Origin of the sequence: Actinomadura graeca (genome assembly GCF_019175365.1) — a bacterium.
In the GTDB taxonomy this organism is placed as follows: Bacteria; Actinomycetota; Actinomycetes; order Streptosporangiales; family Streptosporangiaceae; genus Spirillospora; species Spirillospora graeca.
This window is the reverse complement of sequence record NZ_CP059572.1, coordinates 7033321-7045869: the sequence shown is the minus strand read 5'-3', so window position 1 is coordinate 7045869 and position 12549 is coordinate 7033321. Positions and strand designations below refer to the sequence as shown.

Below are 12549 nucleotides of genomic sequence, written 5' to 3'. Positions count from 1 at the left end.
GACGCCGTACGACAGGCCGCCCGTCACTCCCGGGCGACGACGCGGTTGGTGAGGGAGCCGACGCCCTCGACGGTCACGGTCACCTCGTCGCCGATCTCCAGGGGGCCGACCCCGGCGGGGGTGCCGGTGAGGATCACGTCGCCGGGCAGCAGCGTCATGACCTGGCTGACGTACTCGACGAGCGCCGGGACGTCGTGGAGCAGCTGGGAGGTGCGCGCGTCCTGGCGGGCCTCGCCGTTGACGGTGGTGGAGATCGCGAGGTCGGACGGGTCGGCCTCGGTCTCGATCCAGGGGCCGAGGGGGCAGAAGGTGTCGAAGCCCTTGGCCCGCGTCCACTGCCCGTCCTTCTTCTGCAGGTCGCGGGCGGTGACGTCGTTGGCGCAGGTGTAACCGAGGATCACCTCGGCGGCGCGGGAGGCGGGCACCTCGCGGCACATGCGGCCGATGACGAGGGCCAGCTCGCCTTCGTAGTCCACCCGCTCGGACAGCTTCTGCGGGTAGGCGACGGCCTCTCCGGGCCCGATCACGGCGGTGGAGGGCTTGGCGAAGAGCACCGGCTCGGCGGGCGGTTCGGCGCCCATCTCGCGGGCGTGCTCCGCGTAGTTCTTGCCGATCGCGATGACCTTGCTCGGCAGGATCGGCGCCAGCAGCCGGACGTCGGCGAGCGGGAGGCGCTGCCCGGTGAAGGTCAGCTCCCCGAACGGATGGGCCGCGACCGCGGCGACGGTGTTCTCCTCCACCACTCCGAAGGACATGCCCTCGTCCGTGGCGAACCTGGCGATACGCATGTCAGAAGCCTAGCGCCGCGTCGGCGGCGGGTTTCCCGCGCCGTGGAGGCCGGTCAGAAACCGCAGGCGCGGCCGTTGATCCGGCACCGCTCCGGCGTCGCCGCCGTCCCTTCGGCGCCGAAACGGACCTCCCAGGTGCCGCCCGGCGGGATCGCGGCGGCACCCGGCAGGTTCTCGATCTCGGCCCTGCCGCCGCCGCGGACGAGCCTGGCGCCCCAGATGTTCTTGACGTCGGCCGACGGCGCGTCGAACGTGAGGCGCCACGTGGTCATGGGCCGTCCGGTCCGGTTGGTGATGACCAGGCTGCCCTCGTAGTAGCCCTCGTCCTGCTGGACGAGCCGGTAGGTGATGCCGTTCCCGGTCAGCACGGGTCCGGCCGGGGTGGCGGGCACCGCTGGAGTGGTCCCTCCGGGCGGCGCCCCGGGGGGCGTCGCGACCGGCGCGCCGGACGGGGCGGGCGTCGCCGGTCCGGTCGGCCCGCCGCCCGGACCGCCGGTGGGGGCCGGTGAGGAGGCGCCGGTCGGCACCCCCGACGCCCCGGCCGAGGGTGTCGCGGACGCGGCGTCCTTCCCGCCGGAGCCGCCGCCCATGAGCAGCGCCGCGCCGACGACCCCGATGACGATGAGCACGGCGGCGGCGCCTGCGGCGGCGAGCAGCGGGCCGCGACGGCGGGACCGGGTCCCGCCGTCCGGGGACGCGACCGGCGGGAGGGAGACCGGTGAGGCCGGGGCCGTCACCTGGTTCGGCGGAGCGGCCGCGGGCGGTGCCGGAGACGGCGAGGGGGGCGGTGGGGGCGCGGGCGAGCGCATCGCGGCCGCGGCCGGGAGAGGGACCGGCGGCGCGGGCGGCGCGGGCGGGCGCTCCTCCTCGGCGCCGAACTGCGCCGTCCAGGGGAACGTTCCCGCCGCGGGCACCGACGGAGCCCCGGCGGCCGCGGGGCGCGGCGACTCCACCGTGGACGAGTCGTCCGGTGATGCCGGGGACTCGACGACGGCGTCGGTCAGCGTCGTCGGGGCCTTTCCGGCGTCCGCCGACGTCGCGAGGGCCTCCTCGGGGTCGGTCAGGGTCGCCGGGGCCTTCTCGGGGTCCGTCAGCGTCGCCGGGGCCGGCTCGGGGTCGGTCATCGTGACCGGCGGCGGCCCGGCGAAATCGGTGACCGTGGCGGGCGGAAGGTCGTCGGTGGGGTCGTCCGCGATGTCGTCGGACGGGAGGTCCCGGGACGTCGCGTTCGGGTCCGCCGGCCCGTCGACGGAGGTCGCGCCCGCGCCGGGGGTGGTGCCGCCGGGCGCGGCGAACTCGGCGGTGGTCCTGTGGTCCGGGGGGACGTACCCGGGCTCCTCGCCGCTCAACTGGTCACCTTCCGCAGTCGTCGATCTCATGGAGTCCGACGACGGAAAGCGCCGATCGGTTCGGGTCAGCCGGTGGCGGCGGACTCTAGGCCGCGGCGGGCGGCCTGCCGCTGATGCCGGTTGAGCAGGTCGGTGATGAGCTCGATGGCGTCGGGGGCGGCGGCGAGCGGGACGCCGCTGAGCCAGCGGGTGGCCTCGGCGAGCAGATCCTCGGCGCTGTCGTCGGCGCGGCCGTCGTCGGCCATGCGGCCGAGGACGGCGCCGAGGCGCAGCGCGGCCCGGGCGTGGTCGGACTCGGCGGCGCGCCGGTACCAGTCGGCGGCCGACTCCAGGTCGTCCTCGTGCTCGTACGTCTCGCCCAGCCCGAACGCCACATCGGCCCAGGACCCGCCCGCGGGACGCCCAGGGTCCTCGGGATTCCAGGGTCGGACAGGCATGCGATCACTCCGGTGGTCCGGTGGCTGGGAGACGGCGCGCGGGAACGTCACACGTGCCGTGCTGGTGACCATGGTGACGGCGGAACAGGAAATCCGCCACCGATTTCCCCAGTTTCGCCGGAATTCCTCCCGTTTAGGCGGCGACGAGGTCCCGGTAGTCGGGGTGCTTGTCGATCCATGTCCTGATGAACGGGCAGCGCGGCACCACCGTCAGGCCCTTGGCCCGGACGTCGTCGAGCACTCCCCTGGCCAGGGCGCTGCCCACGCCCTGCCCCTCGAAGGCGCCGTCGACCTCGGTGTGGGTGAGGACGACCTGGCCGGGACGCGTCTCGTACTCGGCGAACCCGGCGAGGTCCCCGTCCACCCTGATCTCGTAGCGGCCGCGGGCGGCGTCGTCGGTGATCTCGTTTCCCATGCCCCCGATAATGCCCGCGGGGCGCCGGTCATTCCCGGATCATCCGGCCTCGTAGCCCGCACGCAGGAGGCAGTAGGTGACGGCCTCCTCCAGCGCCTGCCAGGACGCGGCGATGACGTTGTCCTCTACGCCGACCGTGCCCCACTCGCGCTCGCCGTCGGCGGACTCGATGAGGACGCGGGTCCGCGCGCCGGTGCCGTGCGTCCCCTCCAGGATGCGGACCTTGTAGTCGATGAGCTCCAGCCGCGCGAGCTCGGGGTACAGGCGCCCGAGCGCGACGCGCAGCGCGTTGTCCAGGGCGTTGACGGGGCCGTTGCCCTCGCCGGTGGCGATGATCCGCTCGCCCTTGGCGCGGAGCTTGACGGTGGCCTCGCTGATCATGGAGCCGTCGGGGCGGCGCTCCACGATGGACCGCCACGACTCGACCTCGAAGTGCCGCTGCCGGACGCCGGTGAGCTCCTCGCGGAGCAGCAGCTCGAACGAGGCGTCGGCGGCCTCGAAGGTGTAGCCGGTGGATTCCAGGTCCTTGACCCGGTCGACGACGGCCTTGGCCTTCTCGCCGGACAGGTCGTAGCCGAGTTCCCTGCCCTTCAGCTCGACGGAGGCGCGCCCGGCCATGCTGGAGACGAGCATCCGCATGTCGTTGCCGACGGCGGCCGGGTCGATGTGCTGGTACAGGTCGGGGTCGATCTTGACGGCGGAGGCGTGCAGCCCGGCCTTGTGCGCGAACGCCGACACGCCCACGTAGGGCTGCTGCGAGCCGGCCGCGACGTTGGTGACCTCGGAGACGGCGTGCGCGATGCGGGTCATCTCGGCGAGCTGGGCGTCGGTGACGAGCGGCATCCCGCGCTTGAGCTGGAGGTTCCCGACCACGGTGAACAGGTTGGCGTTGCCGCTGCGCTCGCCGTAGCCGTTCGCGCAGCCCTGGACGTGCGTCGCGCCGGCCCGGACGGCGGCGAGCGTGTTCGCGACGGCGCAGCCGGAGTCGTCGTGGCAGTGGATGCCGACCCGTACCCCCAGCGCGACCACGTCGTGGACGACCTCGGCCAGTTCGTCGGGGAGCATGCCGCCGTTGGTGTCGCAGAGCGCGACGACGTCCGCCCCGGCCTCGGCGGCGGTGCGGACGGCCTCCAGCGCGTAGGCGCGGTTGGCGTGGTAGCCGTCGAAGAAGTGCTCGGCGTCCAGGAAGACCCGTTGGCCCTCCGCACGCAGGTGGGAGACCGTGTCGCGGATCATCGCGAGGTTCTCCTCCAGCGTCGTGCGGAGGGCCAGCTCGACGTGCCTGTCGTGACTCTTGGCGACCAGGGTCACGACGGACGCGCCGGATTCGCGCAGGGCGGCGACCTGGGGGTCGTCGGCCGCCTTCACACCGGCCCGGCGGGTCGCGCCGAACGCGGTGAGCTGCGCGTGCCTCAGGCCGAGCTCTGTTCGAGCCCGCCTGAAGAACTCGGTGTCCTTGGGGTTGGCGCCCGGCCAGCCACCCTCGATGAAGCCGATGCCCAGGTCGTCGAGGTGCCGCGCGATGGCGAGCTTGTCGGGCACGGAGAGGTTGAGCCCCTCCTGCTGCGAGCCGTCGCGCAGGGTGGTGTCGTAGACGTGGAAAGCGTCGCCTTGCATGGTGTGGACCCCCAGGGGATCAGCGCCAGGACACAAAAAAGACCCCTCACGGACGTGAGAGGTCTGCGCGCCGGCGCTGTCCCGTTAGATGCCGGCGCGCCAGCCGATAATCACGAGGCTGTGGCGCATGATGACCACAGTCTGCCACACCGTCCACGATGACGGCACACCCGTCTCATATGACGAGACACCTCGCCCGCGACCAGCCCGGCCGGGGATCGCCTGCGGGCGCCGCCCCGACCGGGCCGACCGCGAAGCGAGGTCGCGCTCACCCGGGCCGGACGGGCGGATCAGATCGGGTGCACCCAGCCGTAGGGGTCGGGGCGGGTGCCGTACTGGATGCCGATCAGTTCCTGGCGCAGCCGCATCGACACCTCGCCGGGCTCGCCGGAGCCGATCGACCAGGCGCGGTCGGCGCCCTTGACGTACCCGACCGGGCTGATGATCGCGGCGGTGCCGCAGCCGAACACCTCGGTGATCTCGCCGGAGGCACAGCCGGCCTCCCACTCGTCGATGCTGATCTTGCCCTCCTCGGCGGGGATGCCGAGGTCGGGGGCCAGCTTCAGCATGGAGTCGCGGGTCACCCCGGCGAGGAGGGTGCCGGTGAGGGCGGGGGTGAGCAGGCGGGCGCGCGAGCCGGAGCCGTAGACGAACATCAGGTTCATGGAGCCGACCTCCTCGACCCAGCGGTGCTCCACCGCGTCGAGCCACACGACCTGGTCACAGCCCTGGGCGACGGCCTCGGCCTGGCCGGCGAAGGACGCCGCGTAGTTGCCGCCGAACTTGGCCTCGCCGGTGCCGCCCGGGGCGGCGCGGGTGTAGTCCTGCGACAGCCACACCGAGACCGGCTTGACGCCGCGGGGGTAGTACAGGCCGGACGGGGACGCGATGATCATGAAGAGGAACTCGTTCGCCGGGCTGTTCACGCCGAGGGCGCGGGTGGTGGCGAACATGAAAGGCCGCAGGTAGAGGCTGTGCCCCTCGGCGTCGGGGACCCATGCGCGGTCGGTGCGGACGAGCAGCTCGACGGCGTCCACGAACAGCTGCTCGGGGATCTCGGGCATGGCCATCCGGTGCGCGGAGCGGTTCATCCGGGCGGCGTTCATGTACGGGCGGAAGGTGACGACGGAGCCGTCCGGCTGCTTGTACGCCTTGAGGCCCTCGAACAGCTCCTGGGCGTAGTGGAACACCTGGCTGGCCGGGTCCATCGGGATGGGGCCGTAGGGTTCGAGCCTCGCGTCGTGCCAGCCCCGGTCCGCGGAGTACCGGATGGTGACCATGTGATCGGTGAAGTGCCGCCCGAAGCCAGGATCGGCCAGGACGCGCGCCCGCTCCTCGGCGGACGCGGGCCGTTCGCTGAGGGTGATCTCGAAGTCCAGGGTCGTACTCATCGCGGTTTCCTCTCGCGGATCGCCGTGTGCGGCCCCATTGCCACATCGACGTCTTAGTCCTCATTGTCGTACTTCGTCTAGCCCTGCTCCTCAGCGCACGGCGCACACAGAAATCCGGGCGCGCCGCGCGGCGCGCCCGGAATGTCCCTGATCAAGCCGGGGAGGCGCGCCCTAGCCGGATACTCGCTTGGCGATCGCGTCGCCGATCTGGGTGGTCGAGCGGGCCCCGAGGGCGGCCCGCTCGGCGAGGTCGTCGGAGACGGCGCGCTCGACACGGCGCGCGGCGTCGGCGGCGCCGACGTGGTCCAGCAGCATGGCGACCGACAGGATCGTGGCGGTCGGGTCGGCCTTGCCCTGGCCCGCGATGTCGGGGGCGCTGCCGTGCACGGGCTCGAACATCGACGGGGCGGTGCGGCCCGGGTTGACGTTGCCGGACGCGGCGAGGCCGATCCCCCCGGCGACGGCGGCGCCGAGGTCGGTGATGATGTCGCCGAACAGGTTGTCGGTGACGATCACATCGAACCGCCGCGGCTGGCTGACGAAGAACATCGTGGCCGCGTCGACATGGCAGTAGTCGGTGGTGACCTGCGGGAACTCCGCGGCGACCCGCTTGAGGGCGCGCTGGTAGAGATCACCGGCGAAGGTCAGGACGTTGTCCTTGTGGACGAGCGTGAGCTTGCGCCGCGGGCGGGACGCGGCGACCTCGAAGGCGTAGCGGATCACGCGCTCGACGCCGTAGGCGGTGTTGACGCTCTCCTGCGTGGCGACCTCGTGCGGGGTGTCCTTGCGCAGCACGCCGCCGACACCGGTGTAGGGGCCCTCGGTGCCCTCGCGGACGACGACCATGTCGATGTCCTCGGGCGTCACGCCCGCCAGCGGGGTGGCGACCCCCGGGTACAGGCGGACGGGCCGCAGGTTGACGTAGTGGTCCAGCTCGAACCGGGCCCGCAGCAGCAGACCGCGCTCCAGCGTGCCGCTGGGGACGCCGGGGTCGCCGACCGCGCCGAGCAGGATGACGGCCTGGCCGCGCAGCTCCTCCAGGACCGAGTCCGGCAGCGTCTCGCCGGTGCGGTGCCAGCGCGCGGCGCCCAGGTCGTAGGACGTCCGCTCGAACGTCAGGTCGCCGGACGACGCGACGGCGTCGAGGACCTTCAGGCCCTCGGAGACCACCTCGGGGCCGATCCCGTCACCGGGGATGACGGCCAGTCGAATACTGCGGGAAGCCATGCGCGCACTCTACTGCAAACGTCTCAGTGCTTGGGCTTTCATCTCAAATCCCGGGACGTCGGTCTCGCCGCGGGCGTTCTACCTGCGGACCCGCCGGAGGGCCGTCCCGGGTGAGCGCGGCGGGCAGGTCGCCGCGGTCACGGACGCCGAGCCGTTCGTAGACCGCGCCGAGGTGGTTGGCGACCGTCCGGACCGACAGCACGAGCCGCTCGGCGATCTCCCGGTTCCCGAGGCCCTGCGCGGCGAGTCGCGCGACCTCCAGCTGCCGCTCGGTGAGCCCCGGCGCCGCGAGGCCCGTGAGCGCGGGCGTGCGGGCGCCCTGGCAGTGCCGCGCGAGGCCCCACGCCCGGATCTCCGACGCCTGGGACGCGCGGGCGGCGCCGGCGCGCCGGTGCGCGCGGGCGGCCATCGCGGCGGCCTCGGCGGCGTGCAGGAGCAGCCCCATCCCCGCGAAGTCCTCGGCGACCGCGTCGAGCGCGTCCCCGTCCCGGGCGACGGCGGACGCGGCGTGCCGGGCGCAGGCCCGCACGAGCGGCCCGTCCACCCGCACGGCCAGCTCGGCGAGGCGCGCGGCTGCCCGCCCGGGGTCGCCCAGCCGGACGGCGTCGTGCAGCGCGAACATCTCGTAGCCGTGCATGCCCCGCGCGGCGGCCTCGGCGGCCGTGGCGAGCGCGGCGTCGCGGGCGGCGGAGGCGCCGTCGCGCAGCAGCGTCACCCACGTCCCGGCAAGCCGGTGCGGGAAGTCGACCAGGTAGTAGGTGGGCAGCGTCCGCCGCGCCGCCTCGGCCAGCGCCCGCTCGGCCGCGGGCAGGTCGCCGAGCAGCGCGGCGGAGTGCGCCATCTCGCCGTGGCACAGGCCCGCGAACCCGGTGCGCCCGTCGCCGGACCCGGCGCCGAGGCGGGCGACGCCCTCCCGGCAGGAGCGCAGCGCGTCCTGGACGGCCCCGCGGGCCCGCTGGACCTGCGCCCGGTGACCGAGGAGCCCGGCGACGCCGAGGTCCCACTCGCCGTAGCCGGCGAAGCGTTCGATCATGCCGCGGCCCGCCGTCTCGGCACGGCCCGCCGCGCCCGAGAACAGCAGGGCCGACATCCGGGCGCAGGCGATGTCGAGCTCCACCACCGAGACCTCGTGGCGCGGCCCGGCCGCGCCGCGAGGCAGCCCCCCGGCCAGCCGCAGGCACTCCCCCGTCCGCCCGGCGTGCGCCGTCTCCAGGCACTCGGCCGCGATGGCGTGGACGGCCTGGTCCTCGCGCAGCCGCCCGGACGACCGGACGCGGCCGAGCGCCTCCCGGGCCTGCGCGAACTCGCCGAGGAGCAGGTGGACGCGGGCGCCGAGCAGGTCGATGTCCCGCAGCTCGACACGGCCGGTCATGCCCGCCCTCGCCTCGTCCAGCAGGCGCAGCGCGTCATCGCCGCGCCCGAGCGCGAGGACGAGCCCGAGCGCGCGGGTCGTGGCGTACCTGGAACGCTCCCGGTCGGTGCGGGGACGGTCGGCCGGGGACGCGGCCACCGACTCCAGCAGCGCCTCGCCCTCCTCGCCCCGGCCGGTGACGTACAGGATCCCGGCGAGCGGGAGCGCGGCCTCCAGCCCGCCCCCCGCGTCCAGCGCCGCCCGCGCGAACCGCTCGGCGAGGGCCAGGTCGTAGGCGCCGCGGGCCCGCAGGCACGCCTGGAGGGCGAGCGCCGGGTCGGCCGCGGTGCCGCTGTCCAGCCGCCAGACCGCGACGCGCAGCAGGTCCTCGCGGCGGCGCATGCCGGTGCGCTCCACCGTGTCGGCGAGGGCGGCCCGCCGGCGCCGCGCCCGCAGCACCGGCGTGCGATCGCGGGTCACCTCGCCGAACAGCGGATGCGCCAGCCACGCCTGGAGCCGCCGCCCCCGCCGGGCGCAGACGATCATGTGCCGTTCCTCGGCCCGCTCGACGGCCTCCGGCGAGGTGAGCGCGGCCAGCACCGGCACGCCGACCGGCTCCCCGAACGTCACGTACTCCAGGACGGCCAGTTCCTCGGGCCCGACGGCGCCGAGACGCGCCCCGACCAGCTCCCCCAGCCGCGGCGAGACCGGCAGGTCGCCCTTCCAGCGCCACACGCCCCGCACCTGCCCCAGCCGTCCCGCGGCGGTCCCGGCCAGCACCAGCTCGCGCAGGAACAGCAGGTTGCCGCGGGTCTCCCGCCACAGCCTGCGGGTCGTGCCGTCTTCCACCTGCCCGCCGAGCACCGCCTCCAGGACCGCGCCGGTCTCGGCCGCCGGCAGCGGTTCCAGCTCCAGGCGCCGCGCCAGCTCGTCCTTCCATAACGCGAGGACGGGGTCGGGCATCGCCTCCCCGGCCCGGACGGTCGCGAGCACCCGCGCCCGCTCGTGCACGACCAGATGGTGGACGAGCGCCGCCGAGCTCGGGTCGAGCAGGTGCGCGTCGTCCACCGCGAGCAGCAGCCGCGCCGGGTCGCCCTGCGCGCCCACCGCGTCCGCCGCCCACCGCAACGGGTTGACCACCGCGGTCCCGGGCCGCCGCGCGGGCAGCACGTGGCCGAACGCGCCGAAGGGGATGCGGGCGCCCGCGCGGGTGGCGCCGACCCGCACCACCCGGTACCGGCCGGGCTCCAGCCCCCGCAGCGCCTCCGCCGCCAAACGGGTCTTGCCGACTCCGGCCTCCCCCGCGACCACGACACCGCGCCCGCCGCCGCCCGTCCCGAGCAGTTCGCGCACCTCGTCCAGCGTCGCCCCGCGGCCGGTGAAAGGCCAGGTTGTCCCCACCTGCCGATGGTAAGGACGCGGGACCCGCCACGGATACACGGCAGCCGGAAACGGCCACGGCGCGTCACCGCCCGGTCGCCGGAACCGGCCGCTCCCCAGGTCGCCGACTTGACGCAGGGGCGGGCAAAGGGGACGCTCTGAGCGACAAGTCAACATAAGAGGCGACGGTGCGCAGGAACCTGGTGCGATTCCAGGACGGTCCCGCCACTGTGACCAGGGAGTCTCCCCCGCTTCGCGACCACGGCCGGGCGTCCGGCCGGAAGGTCGGGAGGAGGCGGCGATCTGGGAGTCAGGACACTGACCCGTCGTCCTCCCGCTACCGGGGCGAGTGCACCCCGTGAGGAGACCCCCATGGCCCAGTCCGCCATCCCGTCCGCGACACCGTCCCCGCGGACGGAGCCCGCGCCGCTGCGCGTGCCGGTCCGCGAGATCCTGCCGTGGGCGGTCCTCGCCGCCGTCCTCGGCGTTGTCCTGATCTACTTCGTCGGCGCCGAGCAGGGCGCCACCTCGCTCTTCGGCGGGACGTGGGTGCACGAGTTCACGCACGACGGCCGGCACCTGCTCGGCTTCCCCTGCCACTGAGCCGCCGCACATGATGAGATCTCTGCTGGTCCGCGGCATGCTCGTCGGTCTCGCCGCCGCGGCCGCCGCGCTGCTGATCGCCTGGCTCTACGGCGAGCCGCAGGTCGGCCACGCCATCGCGTTCGAGGAGGCCAAGGCGCACGCCGCGCACGAGGGGCACGAGCCGGAGGTGGTGAGCCGGACCGTCCAGAAGACGTCCGGGCTGATCACGGCGATGGCGGTGTACGGGGTGGCGCTCGGCGGGCTGTTCTCGATCGCGTTCGCGTTCGCCCACGGGCGGCTCGGGAACCTCGGCGCCCGCGCCACGGCGGCCCTGGTCGCCCTGGCCGGGTTCGTGGCGATCGAGCTCGTCCCGTTCCTGAAGTACCCGGCGACGCCGCCCGCGGTCGGCGACCCCGAGTCCATCGGGAGCCGGACGGCGCTGTACTTCGGCATGGTCGCGCTGGGGCTGCTGGCCACCATCGCCGCGGTGATCGTGTGCCTGCGGCTGGTCCCGCGGCTCGGCGCCTGGAACGCGACGATCGCGTCCGTCCTCGGGTTCGCGGTGGTGGTCGGGGTGGTCTACCGGCTCACGCCGAAGCCCGACGCCATCCCTGAGCATTTCCCGGCCACCGTCCTCTGGGACTTCCGGATCGCCTCGCTGGGCGTCCAGCTCGTCCTGTGGGCGACGATCGGGCTGCTGTTCGGGTACCTCACCGAACGGGCGTTCGCGCGCCGTCCGTCCGGCGCCGCGGTCCCCGCCGGCGCCTGACCCGCACGTGCCGCCCCGCCGCCGGCCTCCGGGTCAGCGGCGGGCCGGCCGGCCGGGCAGCAGGGCGCAGTCGCCGCACATCTCGCCGCCCGGCGGCACCCGGTAGTACAGGCAGCAGTTGCGGCGGACGAAGCCGCCCGCCTCGAACGCGCCCGTCCCGGCGAGCGGCTCACGGGCGAGCACCTCGCGGACGAGGGCGGCGCGTTCCGGCGAGGGCGGGCCGACGTTCAGGGACCCGGCGAGCGCCGACGCCGCGTTGCCCCAGAGCAGGCCGTCCGCCAGGCCGACGAAGGTGAGCATCGTCTCGCGCAGCGGCCCGAGCTGCCCGGTGACGACCTCGCGGTGGAGCAGCCCAGCGGTCTCCCGCACACTCGCGGCCCGCCATCCGGAGGGCCGGGCGAGCCACAGCGCCACGGGCGCGCCGGGCGCCCAGCGCCAGTGCAGCCCGGACAGGTCGGGAACGACACCGCGCGCCGCCGCCGCGACCATGGGCGACCACAGCCGCGACGCGAGCCCCTGGAACAGGATGGACGCGGCGACACGCCGTTCACCGGTCCCGAGCCGTTCGGCGTACTTGGCGGTGAGGTCCATGAGCCGGTCGCGGTCCCGTTCGGGGAACGGCCGCCAGGTCGGGTCCGCCTCCTCGGCGGGCTCGGTGACGATCTCGAAGTAGGGCCCGAGCCGCGCGGCCTCACGCAGCGCGTCCACGACCTCGGAGGGCTCGGCGAGGAGCATCCGCCCACTGTAATGCGATCAGGGACCGTCCCCGGACGGGACGGTCCCTGATCGGCGGGCGCCTACCTGGACGGGTGGCCGCCGTTGTCGCGGCGGTCCAGGGCGGTCTGCAGGGCGCGGGCCGCCTCTTCCTCCGCGTCGTCGGCGGGCGCGTTGTTCATGACGTGGTTCATGCCGTTCACTCCGGGATTCGCTGTGCTGTGGCCGTGGGCCGCCGGGGGTCCGTGGGTCGCACGGACCGGTGTCGTATCGGACTCACGGCCAGGCAGAGCCTCCGCAGCGGGTGCCGGCCTGCCGATGATCAGGCCCCGCTGCGGCAGCGAAGGATTACCACGAAGCGCCGCATGACTACCGCCACGTTACCCGCCGTCCGGACCAACGTCCCGACCCGTGGCGTAAAATCTCACAATCTGAGACACGCAAAGACCACGATCATCCCTCGGGACGACCTCAACGGTCACGCGAGCGCGCTACCAGCCCGGGAAGGCGATGCCGAAGGCGAGCC

At 74.3% G+C, this 12549-nt stretch carries 11 protein-coding genes and 1 riboswitch; of the genes, 2 read left to right on the top strand and 9 right to left on the bottom strand.

All coding sequences use genetic code 11. The features are described from left to right. Positions 1–23 precede the first annotated feature (23 nt). From AGRA3207_RS31255 to AGRA3207_RS31220, 8 genes are all read right to left on the bottom strand, one after another. On the bottom strand, positions 24–788 hold the full coding sequence (locus AGRA3207_RS31255) for a fumarylacetoacetate hydrolase family protein (RefSeq protein ID WP_231330721.1): 765 nt from the start codon (positions 786–788) through the stop codon (positions 24–26). A 53-nt stretch (positions 789–841) separates the two neighbouring features. Then, positions 842–2137 carry a cellulose binding domain-containing protein gene (locus AGRA3207_RS39985; protein WP_273699963.1) on the bottom strand — a complete coding sequence of 432 codons (1296 nt, stop codon included), beginning with the start codon at positions 2135–2137 and terminating at the stop codon, positions 842–844. 65 nt (positions 2138–2202) lie between these two features. Next, positions 2203–2574: a hypothetical protein gene (locus AGRA3207_RS39980; protein WP_273699962.1), complete on the bottom strand. Its 372-nt coding sequence runs from the start codon at positions 2572–2574 to the stop codon at positions 2203–2205. A gap of 133 nt (positions 2575–2707) precedes the next feature. Then, a complete protein-coding gene (locus AGRA3207_RS31240) occupies positions 2708–2989 on the bottom strand; it encodes a GNAT family N-acetyltransferase (RefSeq protein ID WP_231330720.1) in 282 nt (93 codons plus the stop codon). 39 nt (positions 2990–3028) lie between these two features. After that, entirely contained in the window at positions 3029–4606 is a 1578-nt protein-coding gene (cimA, locus tag AGRA3207_RS31235; protein WP_231330719.1) for a citramalate synthase, read from the bottom strand. 290 nt (positions 4607–4896) lie between these two features. Further along, positions 4897–5997, bottom strand: a complete 1101-nt coding sequence (locus AGRA3207_RS31230) for a branched-chain amino acid aminotransferase (RefSeq protein WP_231330718.1) — start codon at positions 5995–5997, stop codon at positions 4897–4899. A gap of 171 nt (positions 5998–6168) precedes the next feature. After that, a complete protein-coding gene (locus tag AGRA3207_RS31225; protein ID WP_231330717.1) occupies positions 6169–7224 on the bottom strand; it encodes a 3-isopropylmalate dehydrogenase in 1056 nt (351 codons plus the stop codon). A gap of 43 nt (positions 7225–7267) precedes the next feature. After that, the gene (locus tag AGRA3207_RS31220) at positions 7268–9976 is read right to left on the bottom strand and encodes a LuxR C-terminal-related transcriptional regulator (protein WP_231330716.1); all 2709 of its coding nucleotides are present in this window, start codon (positions 9974–9976) and stop codon (positions 7268–7270) included. Between the two features lie 149 nt (positions 9977–10125). Further along, a riboswitch (cobalamin riboswitch) is annotated at positions 10126–10296 on the top strand. A 31-nt stretch (positions 10297–10327) separates the two neighbouring features. Between AGRA3207_RS31220 and AGRA3207_RS31215 the strand changes: the two genes are divergently transcribed. Next, on the top strand, positions 10328–10558 hold the full coding sequence (locus AGRA3207_RS31215; RefSeq protein ID WP_231330715.1) for a CbtB domain-containing protein: 231 nt from the start codon (positions 10328–10330) through the stop codon (positions 10556–10558). A gap of 10 nt (positions 10559–10568) precedes the next feature. Further along, entirely contained in the window at positions 10569–11309 is a 741-nt protein-coding gene (locus AGRA3207_RS31210; RefSeq protein ID WP_231330714.1) for a CbtA family protein, read from the top strand. A 33-nt stretch (positions 11310–11342) separates the two neighbouring features. Here AGRA3207_RS31210 and AGRA3207_RS31205 read toward each other — a convergent pair whose 3' ends face one another. After that, on the bottom strand, positions 11343–12044 hold the full coding sequence (locus AGRA3207_RS31205) for a (2Fe-2S)-binding protein (RefSeq protein ID WP_231330713.1): 702 nt from the start codon (positions 12042–12044) through the stop codon (positions 11343–11345). Positions 12045–12549 lie beyond the last annotated feature (505 nt).